The following is a 15,449-nucleotide window of genomic DNA, read 5'->3' as shown; positions in this document are numbered from 1 at the left end:
GGCCGCGGAGGGCGGGTCCGCCGAGCGCGGTCCCGGTACGCGCCGAACCGCACCGGCCGCGGGGGGTGGGGCCGGCACTCGCCGAGCCGCACCCGCCGTGAGGGCGGGTCCGTCTGACGCCGGCGGGCCCGCCCTCCGCGCCCGTGATCAGGTGGCGGGGGCGACGATCTCCTGGAGTTCGGTGACCCAGGTCGACGGGTCGTCGCCGTCGGCGTACTTGAGGTAGACCTCGCGCGCCACGCCGGTGCTGCGGTAGCCGTTCGCCTCGATCCACTTGGCGAGCTGCTGGTAGGAGACGTCGACGTCGTCCATCAGCCCGTGATGGATGATGGTCGCCGCCTGGTCGACCGCGGGCAGGTCGACCACCTCGAAGTCGTAGCTCCCGCCCTGCTCCAGGTTCACCTGGGCTCCGGCGTGCACGTGAGCCCCCTCGGCCGAGTACTCGTAGTACGCGACCCCGGGCCCGGTGGCGGTGAGCCCGGCCTCCTGGATACGCCTCCACAGCTCGGCGTACAGGGGCTGGATCACCGGGCCGACCTCGTCGGGATCGTAGCTGTTGGCCGTGGCGCTCAGCACGGCCAGACGGACAGCGGGAAGGCTTTTGATGACGACGTCCGCGGGCATGACGCCCTCCGTTTCGATCATGCGGAGCCTCGCCTCGACCCTGGCCAGCCGCGCCCTGTCGCCGGCCACCTGTGCCTCCAGCTCCGCCCGGCGCAGCCGGAGCATGCCGTGCAGCTCCTCCGGGCCCACCTTCTCGGCGAGGATCTCGCCCACCTGCTGGAGGCTGAGGCCGAGATCCTTGAGCGCGATCAGGCGGTTGAGGCGGGACAGCTGTCCCGCCTCGTAGTAGCGGTAGCCGGTGGCCTGGTCGACCCTGACGGGCCGGAGCAGGCCGAGTGCGTCGTAGTGCCGCAGCATGCGTACGGACACGCGGCCCAGACGGGCGAAATCTCCGATGGTGAACATGACGCCTCCTTGTTTACGGCCTCACACGGTGTCAGGGTCAACACCGCCCAAACGACCGCGGGCGCTCCGCCCGGCACGCTCGCCCACCCGGCGTCGAAGCTTCCGTTCCGGAGGCCTGGCATGGGCGCGGGATCCCGGCGATGATACTCGGGGCACGCCGGATGGATCATTGGAGCGGCGGATGGCCGAGTTGTTGCGGATCACCCTCGCCGACGGCGGGCACCTGCTGGCCGAGGCCGAGGACGACGAGCCCGGTGTGCGGCGGGCGAGCCGCGCCGGGGACGTGATCGAGGCGTCGGCGGCCTCGCTGGAAGCGGCGCTGGAGCCCGTTCGCCGGGCCGCGGGGGAGGCGATGCGGGTCTTCAGGGAGAGCGGGTCCGACGAGATCGAGATCGAGTTCGGCGTCAAGCTGACGGCCGAGGCCGGAGCCGTCATCGCCAAGGCGGGTACCGAGGGGCACCTGCGGGTCCGCTTGCTGTGGAAGGGCACCGGCTAGGGAGGGCGGTGGTGGAGCGGACGTGGCGGGTGCGGATCAGCGGCGGCGGGCGGGTCCACGGCGCCGGGATACTGCTGGACGGGCGTCACGTGCTCACCTGTGCCCACGTCGTGGAGCGTGCCCTGGGGACGGCCGATCCTCGCTCGGGAGCGGTGACGGTCAGCCTTCCGCTGTGGCCGGCGGCCGGGCGGCACCCGGCCCGCCTCGTCGAGGGCGGCTGGCATCCCGCCGACGACGAGGGCCGCGGGGACATCGCGGTGCTGGAGGTCGAAGGCGAGGCCTTCGCCGGCCTGGCCGCCGCCCCGCTGGGACGTGTGGCCGAGCCGCGCGGGCGGGCCGTCCACGTGTTCGGGCACCCGCGGCACCATGACGACGGCATCGAGGCGCAGGCGTGGATCTCCGGCCTCGCCGGCGGCGGCGAATGGCTGCAACTTGAGGCCCGCTCGGTCACCGGCCGCGCCATCGAGGAGGGGTTCAGCGGAGGCGGCGTCGTCGACTCCCTGACCGGCACGGTCGTGGGCCTGGTCGTCGCCAGGGACCGCGACGTCCAGGCCCGGGTCGCGTGGATGATCCCGCTGGACGTGGCCGCCTCCCGCTGGGAGCCGTTACGGGGCCTGCTGCCGGCGGCGCCGTGGCCGGCCGGCGCCGGGAACACCGCGGGGTCGCGCGCCGTGGCGGACGCCGACCCGATCGCCCTGGGGGTGCATCGGGCGATCTCCCTGTCGCCCGGCGAGCCCCCGCTTCCCGCCTATGTGGTGCGCGAGCACGATCTGGCGCTCCGCCGGGAGGCGGACCTCGCCCTGCTCGGGAGTCGCATGGTGGTGCTGGCCGGCGGATCGTCGAGCGGGAAGACCCGCAGCGCGTACGAGGCCGTGCGAGAACGCCTGAGCGACTGGCGGCTGGTCCATCCGTTCACGGCGACCGAGCTCGTCACGCTGCTCGACCGGCCCGACCCCCTGCCGCGCACCGTCGTGTGGCTCAACGAGGGGCAGGTCTATCTCGACGGAGCCGACGGCGAGAAGGCCGCGGCGGCGTTGCGACGGACCCTCGCCCGGGGCGGGCCGACGCTGATCGTGACCACGTTGTGGCCGGAGTTCTGGCAGCGGTTCACCCGGCAGCCGCGGCTCGGGGCCGCCGACCCCCATCGCCAGGTGCGGGAGCTGCTCGACGGCGTCGTCAAGATCAACGTGCCGGAGCGGTTCGACGACGCCGGCATCCGGGCCGCCGAACGGCTCGCCGTGGCGGACCCGCGTCTCGCCCGGGCACTCGACGCGCGGCACCACGGCCACGGGATCACCCAGATCCTCGCGGGCGGCCCCGACCTGATCGACCGCTGGGAGAACGCGCCGGCGCCGTACGGAAGGGCGCTGATCACCGCGGCCATCGACGCGCGCCGCCTCGGCGCGAGCGCCCCCCTCGACCCGGGCCTCCTTCGTGAGGCCTGCGTGCTCCACCTGACGGGGCCCGAGCTGGCCGGGGCCGCCGCGACCTGGTTCGACGAGGCGACGGAGTACGCGTGCGAGCAGGTGAAAGGCGCCATCGCCCCTCTCACGGGGACGAGCACGACCATCGGCCGCGTGGACGGGTACCTGGTGGCCGACTACCTCTACCAGCACGGCCGGGCGGCCCGCCGCGTGGTCCCCGTCCCCGACGCCTTCTGGGAGCTGCTCCTGCGGTACACGACCGAGCCGGACGACCTGAACCGCCTGGGGTCCGCCGCGGTCGCACGCGGGCGTTTCCGCCACGCCTGCGACCTGTGGCGGGCGGCCCTCGCCCGCGGCGACACCGCCATGACGTGGGCGCTGCGGCGGCTTCTGCTGCGTGCCGGGCGGGCCGGAGAGGCGGCGGACGTTCTGCGCGACGCGGCGGCGGCGGGAGACGCCGAGGCGAGCCGGCTGGTGATCGCGCTCTCCAGGCGTTCGGGAGACGCGGCAGGCATCGAGCGGGCGCTGCGACAGGCCGCCGCCTCCGGCCACACCGGCGCGCCCCGCGAGCTGGCCGTGCTGCTCCACCGCGTCGGACGCGCCGAGGAGGCCGAGCGGCTGCTGCGATCGGTCGGCGGCCAGGCGGCCGAGCACCTGCTGGCGGCGCTTCGCGGCCGCACGGCCAAGGCGGGCGACCCGGAGCACACCACCACGCGGGTGCCGGAGAACGGCGAAGACGGCTCCATCTCCACCACCACCCTCCTGAGCCGGCGAGCGGAGCAAGACGCGCACCCGCCTCCAGACGGCGCGGTCTCGGCCGAACCGTCCGGAGCGGTGGAGGGGACGCGCCCCGCTCCGGACGTGCCGGCGGGAACGGAACCGCCCGCGTCACCGGAGGCGGGCGGCCAGGGCACCGTCCGGCCGCCGCGCCTTACGCTCAAACTGCGCGAAGGCGTGCTCGCCAGCACCGAAGCGGTGGACGAGCTCCAGCGCAGAGGGCACACGACACCTCCGGAACACGCACCGCGAGCCACCGCGAACACGCGCCGGCCGGAACGGGTCATTCGGGCCGGCGCCGGCGCCGGCCCGCCGGAGCACGTGCTTCGCGCCGCGGTGACGGCCGGCGAGGCCGGAGCCTCCTCGAAGCTCGCGCTGTTCCTGCACGCGGCGGGCCGCCGCGACGAGTCCCTCCTGGTGCTGAGAAGAGCGGCGGTGAGCGGGGAGCCGGGCGCCATCCCCCTGCTCGAAGTGCTGCTCGAACGGGCGAACCGCGAGCACGAGGCCGCGGACCTCGCCCGCCACGGGCTGACGGCGGACGGCTCGACGGCGCCGCGCTGGTGAGACCAGCGAGGCCGCGCGGCTCAGGGCTTGGGCTTGCGGTGGACGGTGACGTCGTCTCCGCGGCCCGGGTAGGACATGATCAGCAGTCGTTGTGAGCCGTACTCGCCTTCCTTGCCGGGCAGCACGGCGTAGTGGACGCGGATGCGGTAGTGGCCCTTGCCGCGAACGGCGAGGTCGGGCAGCGGGGTGCCGCCGATGGGGTCGGCGAGTTGGATCTCGCCGCTCTCGCTCCGGTAACCCACCTCGACGACATGAAGCCAGCCCTTGGTCTCCACGGGCGGGCGGCGGGTGTAGGTCTCGGTGGTGACGCAGAGACCGGAGTCGGGGTAGGTGTGGATGAGGAGCTGCCCTGGCCCGGAGGCGAGGAGCTCGCTCTCGTACGGCAGGTCGGTCCCCGAGGGCGCCTCCTCGGCCACCTCGGGGTCGTACGCTTCCAGATCGCCGTAGTCGGTCCACAGGGGCTCGGGCTGGACGACCGCCGTCACCGGCTTGATGAGCGGCCGGTGGCGCGGCGCCTCGGCACACGCGCGCCGCTCCTCCGCCTCCCACTCGCGCTGCTCGCGGTCCTCTCGCGCATGCTCGGCCGCCAGGACGGCGGCGGCGGACGGGCAGATGTGCGCCAGCGCCCAGACCGCCGCGCGGACCTCCAGGCCGTCCGTCTGGCGCACGCGGGCCATCTCCGCGGGGTCGTTGCGGGTGTAGACGCCGCAGAGCCGGCGGCCGTAGGTGACGAGGTGCCGGTCGGGAAGGTCCCGCCCGAGACCGGGCGCGTCGAACCGGCGTGCCTCGCAGACGAAGGCCCGCTCGCCGGTCAGCTCCCCCGGGTTGGCCCCGGGCGCCTGGCAGTCCTCCTCCGTGGAGAGACGACCGCCCGCCAGGTCCGCCGCCGGGACGGCGCAGAGCGCCAGCACGGCCGCGGTCGCCGCCGCGACCGCCTGGAACCGGGAGCGCGGCGCCGCGCCGCCGCCGTACAGCAGCCGCAGGAGCAGGGCGGACGCGGCGAAGGCGGCGCTGAACCACAGCGGCGACACGCCCGCGGAGAGCCAGTCGTCCTCCCCTTCGAGGGTGAGCATCCACTCGGGGAAGACCCGCGGGGCCTCGATCTGGAACGGGAAACCGTCCCCGCCCTGGGGGAACGCGGTCGCGGCGAGCGCGGCGGCGACGCCGGCCGCGGCGGCCAGCGCCAGGATGGCGACCGTGGCCCGCACCAGGCGGCGGGTCCTGCGCACGACCGTGACGAGGACCAGGACGGCGAGGCCGCCGACGCCGACGCCGACATCGAGCACCGTCCAGAGCGGAACCAGGCCGAAGCCGTGGGAGCCTCCCGGGAACAGGGCCCCGATCAGGCCCCCCGGCCCGAGCCAGAACGGCGGGCCGTGCGCGAGGTTGGCGGCCGTGGGCAGCAGGGGCAGCGCGATCGCCGCCACCGCCAGCGGCCACCGGCGGAACGGCGCCCTGGCCGTCGCGGCCCGCCCCGCGTGTGGCGCCCGCACGGGAGGGCTCGCGAGATCGTGGGCCGACCGCGCCTGCCACACCGCGACCAGCAGGCCCAAGGTGACGGAGATGCCGACGTACACGGTGTAGGGCCGGCCGTCGCTGAACGGAGGCGCGAGGGTGACGGTGAACGGCAGGACGAGGTAGGGCAGCGCCAGGCCGGCGGCCCCCCACACCACGGTGTCCCGCCGCCACCTGCCGTCCCGGGCCTGGGCCACGAGGGTCAGCGACATCCAGACGACCCACTGCAGCCCGCCGAGCCCGACGAGGGAGAAGAACGCCCCGGCGGCCCAGGCGCCGAACTCGTCCGCCACCGTGCCGCCCATCCCGGCCACCGCGCTGAGCAGGCCCGCCACCAGCGCGGTGATCCGCAGACCTCGGGGGGCGCCGCCCGTGACCCGGAAGAACAGCAGCACGACGGCGAAGCGCGCGGCGCCCGCGGCGAGGTCCGCCCACCAGGGCGCGGGAAACGGAAGCCCCATGGCCACGGAGAGGACCGCGCTGAAGTACAGCGCCGCCCGCAGCAGGCGGCCGTCTCTCCCCAGCTCGGCCTTGGCCCCGGCCGCGCGCCCGCGCAGGAACTGCCAGAGGATCCACCCCTGCCCGGCGCCGAGCAGGACCAGCGCCGGCACCTCCCACCACACGGAGACGTCCGGCTCGGGCACCACCCACCGCACCATGACCAGGCGCAGCGGCCCACCGTCACCGGTGACCATCGCCGCCACACCCAGCGCGACCACGACGACCACATATCCGGCGGCGACCAGCGCGGCGGGCCGCCCGAATCGGTAACGACGCAAGCGACTTCCCAGGGGGTATGAATCCAGCAAAGCGCCCAACCTAGCGGCAGACCGCGCCGTAGTCGATCACCGTTTCTCAGTGACCCGGCGGGCTCGTCGCGCGGGCCTCACCGGCCGGCCGCGAGCTTCGGGCGAGCAGTCCCGGTGAGGACTAGAGCCAGCCGCGTTCCCTGGCCACGACGGCGGCCTCGCTTCTGCTCCGGGTGCCGGTCTTGCCGATGGCGGCGGACAGGTGGTTGCGTACGGTGCCCTCGGTCAGGTGGAGGAGCCTGGCGACGTCGGCGATGCTGTGGCCGGCGCCGACGGCGGTGAGCACCTCGCGTTCGCGGCTCGTCAGCGGGTTGATGCCGTGCACCAGGGACTCCCCGGCGAGCACCGGGTCGACCACGCGGACGCCGCGGTGTACCTTGCGCACGGCGTCGGCGAGGTCTTCGGGGGGCGCGTCCTTGACGATGAAACCCGTCGCGCCCGCCGCCATGGCGCGCAGCAGGTAGCCGGGGCGGCCGAACGTCGTGCACACCAGGATGCGGCAGGCGGGCAGCTCCTTGTGGAGGTCCCCGGCCGCTGCCAGGCCGTCCTTGCCTGGCATCTGGACGTCGATCAGCGCGACGTCGGGAGCGGTCGCGCGGGCCGCGGGCACGACGTCGTCGCCCGAGCCGACCTGCGCGACCACGGTGATGTCCGGCTCCAGCTCCAGCATGGCCGCCAGCGCGCCGCGCACCAGCGCCTGGTCGTCGGCGAGCAGCACCCTGATCACTGCGCCTCACCCCCTCCGTCGCGGTGCCGCAGGGCGGGCACGGCCGCTCGTACGGTGAAACCGTCGCGCCCGCGCGGGCCGCAGTCGAGTGTGCCTCCGACGGCCAGCATGCGTTCCTCCAGGCCGCGCAGCCCGTTGCCCCGCCGCACGGCGGGCGCGGGGGCGCCGTCGTCGTCCACCTGGAGCCAGTTCCTGCCCAGGCGCACGGTGACCCGCCCCGCCGAGGAGTGCCGGACCACGTTGGTCACCGCCTCGCGCAGGACGTGCCCGAAGACCTCCTGCAGGCCCGGGTGGACGTCGTCCACGGCGTGCGGCAGCTCCGCCCGGATCCCGGCGACGCGCAGCGCCTCGTTCGCGACGGCCAGCTCGCCCGCGAGCGTGACGTGGCGGTACCCCGAGACCGTGGCCCGCACGTCGGCCAGCGCCTGGCGGGACAGCCGCTCCACGTCGCCGGCCTCGGACGCGGCCGCGCCGAGGTCGCCGGAGCTCTCCAGGAGCCGGCGCACCAGCCCGGCCTTCACCGTGATGGTGGTGAGGCTGTGGCCGAGGATGTCGTGCAGGTCCCTGGCGAAGCGCTCGCGCTCCTGGCCGACGGCCAGCGCGGCGATCTGGTCGCGGGTGCGCCTCAGCTCCGCGTTGGCGTCGACCAGCCGCACCAGCAGGGCGGTCGCGCTGCTCACCGACCCGAGGACGACGAGGTTGGTGAGCTGCCCGGCCAGGCCGCCGGTCGCCAGGGCGCCCACGGCGACGGCGCCGAGCATCAGCGCGGTGACGGCGACGGCGATCTCGGCTCGGACCGACACCGCGATGACGCAGAGGGCGAACATCAGCACCCACGAGTGCTCCAGCCCCATGAGCAGCACGAGCGCGACCCCGAGGCCCGCGAGGACGACGCACATCGCCGCCCGGACGGCCCAGGCCCTCCACTGGCCGGTCACCGCGAAGAGCAGGTAGGCGACCGTATACACGATGCCCACAACCACCGACCAGGCCACCGTCCCCGGCCCGAGCGAGCCGAGCGCGTCCAGCCACGCGGGGATCATCAGCGCGCTGAACAGCACGGACAGCCCCACCGAGACGACCAGGACGCGACGGTCGCCGGGCGACGCGGGGGGCAGGAACAGGCGCTCGCCCACCTCGCCGATCGTCCGGCGGGGCGCGGGGCGGCCGTCGAACGGTGCCAGCTCGCCCCCTCGGTGGATGGGTTCAGTCACGCGCGGAGTCGTGGCGGTAACGCCACATCATCGCGGCCGCCAGCGCCACGGACCATCCTACGAGCGCGCCGCCTGCGGTCAGGGGGTCGCGGCCGGGCAGGACGGCCGCCCGGGCGAGCTCCGTGAGCCAGTAGCCGGGGGTGAGGGACCCGACGGAGGTGAACCACGCGGGAAGGCTGTCCAACGGCATGAACATGCCGCCGAAGATGGACAGCGCCAGCATCGCCACGATGGTGATCTGCTGGACGTTGACCGGGCTCGCGAGCTGGCCGATCAGCAGACCCAGCAGGGCGAACGGCAGGCCGCCCAGCCAGACCAGCCCGACCAGCGCCGCCCAGGCGGTGAACTCCAGCCGCACGTCGCGCACCAGCGCCGCGAGGAGCGCGACGAACAGCGGCGGGGGCAGCGCGACGAGCATGCCCACCGTCCCCTTGCCCAGCAGGTAGCCGGCTCCCGTCAGGGGGGTGAGCCGGAGCTGCCGTTGCCAGCCCGCCGCCCGCTCGTTCACCACCTGTGTGCCGACGAGCATCCCGGCCAGCAGCACGCCCCACGCGGTCATGGCCGGCAGGACGACGAGCCCGGCCGAGAACGGCACGGCGTCCGGAAGCCCCGCCTGGAAGATCAGCGACTCCAGCAGGTAGAACCCGCCGGGAAAGCCCATGACGAAGAGGACCGTCCCGGGCTGCCGCAGCGCCCTGCGCAGCTCCAGGGCCAGGTAGCCGAGGTTCATCGCCCGGTCCCTTCCGAGGTGAGGGACAGGAAGACCTCGTCCAGGCCGGCGCCGGCGACCTCGACGCCGTGGGCGCCGGGGAAGCGCCCCAGCAGGGCGCGCAGGGTGACGTCGGAGTCCGAGCTGACCAGCACCACCTTCGCCCCGTCCACGCTCGCCTCTGCCACGGCGGGCAGGGCGAGGACGTCGCCCAGCGACGCGCCCGGGACGCGGGCGCGCAGGGTGCGGCGGGCCGTCAGCCTTCTCACCTGGTCGATCGGCCCGTCGGCGACCACGCGCCCCTTCCTGAGGAAGACCACCTTGTCGGCGAACTCCTCGGCCTCCTCCAGGTAGTGGGTCGCGAAGATCACTGTGCGGCCCGAGGAGGTGAAGTCGCGCATCGACGCCCAGAACTCGCGGCGGGTGGCGACGTCCATCCCGGCCGTGGGCTCGTCGAGCAGCAGGAGACCGGGGTCGCAGACCAGCGCGACGGCGAACCTGACGCGTTGCTTCTGGCCGCCGGAGAGCCTGGTCGACCTGCGCGTCCGGAGGTCCTCGACGCCCGCCCTGCGCAGGGCCTCGCCGACCGGGAGCGGCCTGCGGTGCAGGGAGGCCACCATGCCGACGATCTCGCCGACCGTGGCGTCGTCCAGCAGCGCGCCCTCCTGCAGCACCGCGCCGATGAGACCCTCCCGGACCGCTTCGGCCGGCGAGCGGCCGAACACCCGCACCTCGCCGTCGTCCGGCCTGGTCAGCCCGAGGATCATGTCGACCGTCGTTGACTTTCCCGCGCCGTTCGGCCCGAGCAGCGCGACGACCTCCCCGGGCGCGATCGTCAGGTCGACGCCGTCGACGGCGCGGACCTCCCCGTACCTCTTGCGCAGCCCGGCGGCGTGCACCGCCGCCGGCGGCGGCCGGTCGTGTCCTGGTCTCCGCGCGGATTCCGCGGCCGGTGTGTCGCCCATGCGGTCAAGCGTCCACGGCTGCGGGGGCGGGTGCCCAGCCCGCCTGTCACGACTAACTCGTGACGGCTGTCAGGCCCCGGCGCCCTCGCCCCCGACGCCTTGGCCGGGGGCCGGGCGCTCCGCCCGACGGGTGACAGCAGTCACCCCAAGTCCGTGACAGCGCCCCTAGGTCCGTGCCGGCGGCGGCCGAGAGCCTGGATGGGCGTGGTCCAAGCGGTTTTCACCGGAGGAGGAACCATGGTCAAGGCGACCGGCGACCGGCGATTCGTGGTCATGTCGATCTTTTCGATCCTGGGCGGGGTCATCGGCTACGTGGCGGGGCTGTTCTGGCTCCAGCCGGCGATCCTCATCCCGATCGGGGTCGTGGCCGGCCTCAGCGTCGGCCTGGCCGTCAGCCGGCGGCCGTAGGGGGCGACGGCGGGAACGCGCGGGGCCGCCTCCCCCGGGGGAGAGGCGGCCCTCGCGTGCGCGCTTCGTGCGGCCCGGCGTTCAGGTCCTGCGGACGCTCAGCAGGGCGTTGTAGGCGGGCTTGGGGGCGAGGTTCTCGTCCATGATGTTGGCGGCGCCCTCACCGTCGAACCAGCCGGGGACCCAGGAGTGGCGGTCGGTGTAGCCCCAGACGGTGAACTCCACGCAGCGGTCGTTCGCGGCGCAGGTGGCGAGCATGCGCTGGTAGTAGTCGGCCTGCGTGGCCAGCTTCTCCGGGGTCGCCGGCATCACCATGCGCACGTCGGCCTCGGTGATCGCCGCTTCCAGGCCGAGGTCGGTGAACCGGCTCATGACGGCCGGGAAGTCGGCCGGGTAGTCGTACTGGATGCCCAGGTGGCCCTGGAAGCCGATGCCGTGGATCGGCACCCTCTTGGCCTTGAGGTCCTTGACGATGGCCAGGGTGGTGTCGATCTTGGCGGTGTTCCACTCGAGGTTGTAGTCGTTGATGTAGAGCTTGGCGTGCGGGTCGGCCTGGTGGGCCCAGCGGAAGGCGTCGGCGATGTAGCCGGGGCCGAGGTGCGTGAGCCAGATGCTCTCGCGCATGTTGCCCTCGTCGTCCACCACCTCGTTGACGACGTCCCAGGCGCGGATCTTGCCGCGGTACCGGCCGGCCTCGGTCATGATGTGGTCGCGCAGGATGCGGCGCAGTTCCTTGGCGTCGATGCTTCCGTCGGCGACGCCCTCGGTGAGCCAGGTGGGGAGCTGGTTGTGCCAGACGAGCGTGTGCCCGCGCACCTTCTGCCGGTTGCGCTGGGCGTTGCGTACGATCGCGTCGGCGCCCTCCCAGGTGTACACGCCGCGCTGCGGCTCGACGGACTCCCACTTCATCGCGTTCTCCGCGGTGATGTGGGTGAACTCGCGGTTGAGCACCTGGCGGTAGTCGGCCTCCTCGGCCAGGGCCGTGACGTCGACGGCCGAGCCGATGTACATCCTGAGCTTGTGCGACAGCTCGCGCAGATCGTCGGGCTGCCTGCCGCCGCCGGCGAACGCCGGGAGGGGCAGGGCCAGCACGAGCGCGAAGGCGGCAAGTCCTAACAAGAGACGTTTCATGGTGCCTCACTTGGGGGGTCGGAAGCTCTTCCAGGGGCGGCACGCCGACGGCCGCCCCCGAAATGTTTCAGGGATTCACCGAGACTTTTCGTGTTACGAAACGTAGATGCAACAAAGGGAGCCGTCAACGGTTCGAAATGTTTCGGAAATATTCGCCCAGGTGATGCGGGATTTCCCGGGGGATGTTTCCTGCGCGCCCCCGGCGCGCCGCCCGGCGGTGCGCGGCCGGCCCCGGGGCAGACTGCCGATCATGGACGACACGCCCTACGACTGGATGTACCGGTTCCATCTGGGAGGCGAGACGGCCGCCGGCGCCGGATCGCTGACGGTGCGGCGCGGGCGCGGCCTGCTCGCCAGGCTGGCCTGCGCGGCGCTGCGGCTGCCGCGCGCCGGCGAGCGGCTTCCCGCACGCGTGACCGTCCACCGGCGCGCCGGGACGCAGCCGGCCCGCGCGGCGGCGGCCCGCGACGCGCCCGGACCGGCGCCCGTCGTGGAGACGTGGGTGCGCCACATCGGCCCGCACCGGCTGACGACCACCCAGGTGCGGGCCGGCGAGCACGGCCGCGAACGCCACGGCCCCCTGGAACTGCGCACCCGCACCGCCGCGACCGGCGCCGAGGTCACCGTCACCCAGGAGCAGGCCCTGCTCGGGGCGGGAAGGTGGTCGCTGCGCCTGCCCGCCCGGCTGGCACCGCGCGTCGCCGCCAGGGCGTGGCTCGACCCGGCCGACGCCGCCCTGCGCCCGCCGAGGTTCCACATCGAGGTGCGGGTCACCGCGCCCGTGGCGGGCATGCTGCTGTCCTACTCGGGGTTCCTGCGCCGGGAACCCGGCGGGTGAGCGCCGCCGTCAGTCGCGGCCGGGCTGCGCCAGACCGGCCCATCGGCGGGCCCGCCTGAGCAGGCTCGACCGCTCCCACTCGTTCAGGCCGCCCCACACCCCGGCCGGCTCGTTCCTGAGCAGACTGCTGGCCAGGCACGCGCCCCGCACCGGGCAGCCGAGGCACACACGTTTGGCCGGCACGTCGGACTCCGAGCCGAGCGGGAAGAACACCGCGGGGTCCACGTGCGCGCACGCCGCCGACCGGTGCCAGTCGGACGGCGTCTGGTCGGGCGGCATCCCCGCCATCCGCAGCAAGACCTCGATCATGCCTGCTCGTTCGGTGGCGACCGCCTGCCGCTCTGTCATCGGGCACCTCGTCGGGTGGGGAAGGCCTGACGTCCAGCGTAGGGAACCCCCACTGTCAGCAGCCTGACATCCCGCCGGATTCAACCAGGGCGGCCGGCGGCGCGCAGGATGCCGGCGACGAGCGCCGAGGTGGCCGCCGAGGGTCGCCGTTCGCTGGAGGTGGCCAGGGCGACCGGCAGGTCGAGATCCGCCCCGTCCACGTCGATGACGGAGACGCCGTCCTCCTCACTGCCGGTGCGGGGCAGGAACGTCACGCCCAGGCCGTTGCGGACCAGACCGAGGGCGGTGGTCTGATCCGCCGCCTCGAACGGGATGTTCCGCACGATTCCCGCCCCCGCGAAGGCCCGGTCCGTGAGAGCTCGGTTGCCCCACCCGCGCGGGCACTCGATGAAGGTCTCCTCGGCGAGGTCCTCCAAGGTGAGCGAGGTGGCGTCGGCCAGCCGGTGGCTGCGCGAGCAGACGAAGGAGAAGCGCACCGAGCCGAGGCGGTGCAGGCGTATCCCGTCGGGCTGGTCGATCGAGCCCACCAAGGCCAGGTCGAGCGCATCGGCGGCGATCGCGGCCAGATGCCCCGCCGAGCCCTGCGGGGAGGTGCGGAGCCGGAAGGTGACCAGGGGGTGGGTGACATGGAACAGCCCCAGCACTCGGGGCAGGTCGATGACCAGACGCCCCGCCGACTCCGACCGCGCCCCGATGGCCACCATCGTGCCGATCCGGATGGTGCCGCGCAGCCCGCCGCGCACCTGGTCGACGGTCTCCCGGGCCCGCCGCGCCGCGCTCAGCAACGCCCGAGCCTCGGGCAGCAGCGCCAGGCCGGCCTCGGTGAGCGCCGTGGCCGAGGGGTCCCGCGAGAACAGCGGCATGCCGAGCTGGCGTTCCAGCTTCTGGATCGTGGCCGAGACGGCGGACTGCGCGACGTGCACCCGCCGGGCGCCCTTCGTGAAGCTGCCTTCCTCGGCGACGGCGACGAAGTACTCGAGCTGGCGTAGTTCCACCGCTCCACTATCGCGGATCGCGATGAGGGCCAGCGCAAGGTGCCGCGGGCGCGAGCGTCGACCAGCCCCATGCTTGCTCGGGCCGGGCGATCGGCAACCGCCGACCTCGCCGGTTCCATGTGGACGAAGCAAGGAAGAAGGCAACGGAATGACCATCGGTTCTCCCGATACGAAGAACCTCGCCGGGCCGGATCTGGCGCGGCTCGCCGCTGAGATCGACGGCCCCGTGCTGGGGCCGGCCGACCACGGGTACGTCGAGGAGACCGCGACCTGGAACCTGGCGTCGGCCCACCGCCCGCTCGTCGCGGTCGGCGCGACGTCGGCCTCCGACGTGCGGGCCGCAGTGCGGTTCGCCGGCGTACGGAATCTCCCCGTCGCGGTGGTGGCCACCGGACACGGCGCGGTGGTGCCGTCCGACGGCGCGGTCCTGATCAACCTGCGCAGGATGAACGACATCACGATCGACGCCCAGGCCCGCACGGCGACCGTGGGCGCGGCCGTGGAGATGCAGAGCCTGATCGACGCCGCCGCGGCGCAGGGGCTCGCACCGCTCGCCGGCTCGTCGCCCAACGTCGGCGTGGTGGGTTTCACGCTCGGCGGCGGGCTCAGCCCGACGCTGGGCCGTGCCCACGGCTTCGCGGCCGACCACGTCAGCTCCGCCGAGATCGTCACCGCCGACGGCGAGCCGCGCCGGATCGACGCGCGCACCGAGCCGGACCTCTTCTGGGCGGTCCGCGGCGGCAAGGGCAACTTCGGGGTGATCACCTCGCTCACCTTCGGCCTGGTGCCGGTCACCCGGTCGTACGGCGGGGGCCTCTTCTACGGCGGCGAGTACGCCGCCGAGGTCCTGGACGCCTACCGCCGGCTCGCCGCCGACGCCCCCGAAGAGCTCACCGTGTCCGTCGCCTTCCTGCGGCTGCCCCCGCTGCCGTTCGTGCCCGAGCCGCTGCGCGGCCGCTTCACCGTGCACGTGCGTGTCGCCTACCTGGGCACGGCGGCCGAGGGCGAGCGCCTCTTGGCGGACCTGCGCGCCACCGCGCCGAGGATCATCGACGCGGTCGCGGAGATGCCGTACACCGCCATGGCGGCCATCCACGCCGATCCGGTGGATCCGCTGCCCGTCTACGAGACCTCGGCCCTGCTCCGCGACTTCCCGCGGGAGGCGGCCGACGCGCTGATCGCCGCGGCGGGACCGGACGCCGACACACCGGCGCTGATGATCGAGATCCGTCAGCTCGGCGGCGCGCTCGGCCGCGAGCCGCGGGTGCCGAACGCCGTCGGCAACCGGGAAGCGAGGTTCCAGTTGTTCACGGGCGCGGTGGGCGCGCCCGGCATGGAGGAGGACTTCCGCGAGCCCCTCGGCGCCCTGGCGCGGGCTCTGGCGCCCTGGTCGACCGGTCGCAAGCACGTCAACTTCCTGACCGGATACGACACCGCGGCCGAGGCCGTGGAGAGTGCCTACGAACCGCAGGCGTACGCGCGCCTGACCCGCGTCAAGAAGGCATACGACCCGGCGAACCTGTTCCGGGTCAACCACAACATCCCGCCACGGGGGTAGTC

At 73.9% G+C, this 15,449-nt stretch carries 14 protein-coding genes; 5 read left to right on the top strand and 9 right to left on the bottom strand.

Annotated elements, in window-relative coordinates:
• Positions 1–147: 147 nt before the first annotated feature.
• Positions 148–969, bottom strand: coding sequence for a MerR family transcriptional regulator (locus tag PYR91_RS15770; protein ID WP_279780556.1), 822 nt, complete (start codon positions 967–969; stop codon positions 148–150).
• 181 nt (positions 970–1,150) lie between these two features.
• Between PYR91_RS15770 and PYR91_RS15765 the strand changes: the two genes are divergently transcribed.
• Together PYR91_RS15765 and PYR91_RS15760 are read left to right on the top strand one after the other, a co-directional pair.
• Complete coding sequence (locus PYR91_RS15765) at positions 1,151–1,465, top strand: CU044_2847 family protein (protein WP_279780555.1); 315 nt, start codon at positions 1,151–1,153, stop codon at positions 1,463–1,465.
• Positions 1,466–1,473: 8 nt separating this feature from the next.
• Positions 1,474–4,230: a trypsin-like peptidase domain-containing protein gene (locus PYR91_RS15760; protein WP_279780554.1), complete on the top strand. Its 2,757-nt coding sequence runs from the start codon at positions 1,474–1,476 to the stop codon at positions 4,228–4,230.
• Between the two features lie 20 nt (positions 4,231–4,250).
• Here the strand turns inward: PYR91_RS15760 and PYR91_RS15755 are convergent, their stop codons facing one another.
• From PYR91_RS15755 to PYR91_RS15735, 5 genes are all read right to left on the bottom strand, one after another.
• Positions 4,251–6,524, bottom strand: coding sequence for a hypothetical protein (locus PYR91_RS15755; protein WP_279780553.1), 2,274 nt, complete (start codon positions 6,522–6,524; stop codon positions 4,251–4,253).
• A gap of 151 nt (positions 6,525–6,675) precedes the next feature.
• Positions 6,676–7,281 (bottom strand): response regulator transcription factor, encoded by a 606-nt coding sequence (locus PYR91_RS15750; protein WP_279780552.1) that lies wholly within the window; start codon positions 7,279–7,281, stop codon positions 6,676–6,678.
• Entirely contained in the window at positions 7,278–8,495 is a 1,218-nt protein-coding gene (locus tag PYR91_RS15745; RefSeq protein WP_279780551.1) for a sensor histidine kinase, read from the bottom strand. Before PYR91_RS15745 ends, PYR91_RS15750 begins: the two co-directional genes overlap by 4 nt.
• Entirely contained in the window at positions 8,488–9,225 is a 738-nt protein-coding gene (locus tag PYR91_RS15740; RefSeq protein ID WP_279780550.1) for an ABC transporter permease, read from the bottom strand. The genes PYR91_RS15745 and PYR91_RS15740 overlap by 8 nt, the downstream gene beginning before the upstream one ends.
• Complete coding sequence (locus PYR91_RS15735) at positions 9,222–10,169, bottom strand: ABC transporter ATP-binding protein (RefSeq protein WP_279780549.1); 948 nt, start codon at positions 10,167–10,169, stop codon at positions 9,222–9,224. Before PYR91_RS15735 ends, PYR91_RS15740 begins: the two co-directional genes overlap by 4 nt.
• A gap of 237 nt (positions 10,170–10,406) precedes the next feature.
• On the opposite strand from PYR91_RS15735, the gene PYR91_RS15730 reads away from it, so the two are divergent.
• Positions 10,407–10,577, top strand: a complete 171-nt coding sequence (locus PYR91_RS15730) for a hypothetical protein (RefSeq protein ID WP_279780548.1) — start codon at positions 10,407–10,409, stop codon at positions 10,575–10,577.
• 81 nt (positions 10,578–10,658) lie between these two features.
• On the opposite strand, the gene PYR91_RS15725 is transcribed toward PYR91_RS15730, so the two are convergent.
• On the bottom strand, positions 10,659–11,708 hold the full coding sequence (locus tag PYR91_RS15725) for an endo-1,4-beta-xylanase (RefSeq protein WP_279780547.1): 1,050 nt from the start codon (positions 11,706–11,708) through the stop codon (positions 10,659–10,661).
• Between the two features lie 250 nt (positions 11,709–11,958).
• Between PYR91_RS15725 and PYR91_RS15720 the strand changes: the two genes are divergently transcribed.
• Positions 11,959–12,546, top strand: coding sequence for a DUF4166 domain-containing protein (locus tag PYR91_RS15720; RefSeq protein WP_279780546.1), 588 nt, complete (start codon positions 11,959–11,961; stop codon positions 12,544–12,546).
• Positions 12,547–12,555: 9 nt separating this feature from the next.
• Here PYR91_RS15720 and PYR91_RS15715 read toward each other — a convergent pair whose 3' ends face one another.
• Positions 12,556–12,894, bottom strand: coding sequence for a WhiB family transcriptional regulator (locus tag PYR91_RS15715; protein WP_279780545.1), 339 nt, complete (start codon positions 12,892–12,894; stop codon positions 12,556–12,558).
• Positions 12,895–12,974: 80 nt separating this feature from the next.
• On the bottom strand, positions 12,975–13,889 hold the full coding sequence (locus PYR91_RS15710) for a LysR family transcriptional regulator (protein WP_279780544.1): 915 nt from the start codon (positions 13,887–13,889) through the stop codon (positions 12,975–12,977).
• A gap of 148 nt (positions 13,890–14,037) precedes the next feature.
• Here PYR91_RS15710 and PYR91_RS15705 point away from each other — a divergent pair, with 148 nt between their 5' ends.
• Positions 14,038–15,447 carry an FAD-binding oxidoreductase gene (locus tag PYR91_RS15705; protein WP_279780543.1) on the top strand — a complete coding sequence of 470 codons (1,410 nt, stop codon included), beginning with the start codon at positions 14,038–14,040 and terminating at the stop codon, positions 15,445–15,447.
• The last annotated feature ends 2 nt before the right edge of the window (positions 15,448–15,449 follow it).

Source organism: Sphaerisporangium sp. TRM90804 (assembly GCF_029846175.1).
Lineage (GTDB): Bacteria > Actinomycetota > Actinomycetes > Streptosporangiales > Streptosporangiaceae > Sphaerisporangium.
Note: the sequence above shows the minus strand (reverse complement) of the source record. Positions and strands in the feature narration are given on the sequence as shown.

Bases quoted from the DNA above. Each gene is read 5' to 3' on its own strand.
- PYR91_RS15725 (WP_279780547.1), bottom strand. From the start codon at position 11,708: ATGAAACGTCTCTTGTTAGGACTTGCCGCCTTCGCGCTCGTGCTGGCC.
- PYR91_RS15720 (WP_279780546.1), top strand. From the start codon at position 11,959: ATGGACGACACGCCCTACGACTGGATGTACCGGTTCCATCTGGGAGGC.
- PYR91_RS15770 (WP_279780556.1), bottom strand. From the start codon at position 969: ATGTTCACCATCGGAGATTTCGCCCGTCTGGGCCGCGTGTCCGTACGC.
- PYR91_RS15740 (WP_279780550.1), bottom strand. From the start codon at position 9,225: ATGAACCTCGGCTACCTGGCCCTGGAGCTGCGCAGGGCGCTGCGGCAG.
- PYR91_RS15715 (WP_279780545.1), bottom strand. From the start codon at position 12,894: ATGACAGAGCGGCAGGCGGTCGCCACCGAACGAGCAGGCATGATCGAG.
- PYR91_RS15730 (WP_279780548.1), top strand. From the start codon at position 10,407: ATGGTCAAGGCGACCGGCGACCGGCGATTCGTGGTCATGTCGATCTTT.
- PYR91_RS15735 (WP_279780549.1), bottom strand. From the start codon at position 10,169: ATGGGCGACACACCGGCCGCGGAATCCGCGCGGAGACCAGGACACGAC.
- PYR91_RS15705 (WP_279780543.1), top strand. From the start codon at position 14,038: ATGACCATCGGTTCTCCCGATACGAAGAACCTCGCCGGGCCGGATCTG.
- PYR91_RS15765 (WP_279780555.1), top strand. From the start codon at position 1,151: ATGGCCGAGTTGTTGCGGATCACCCTCGCCGACGGCGGGCACCTGCTG.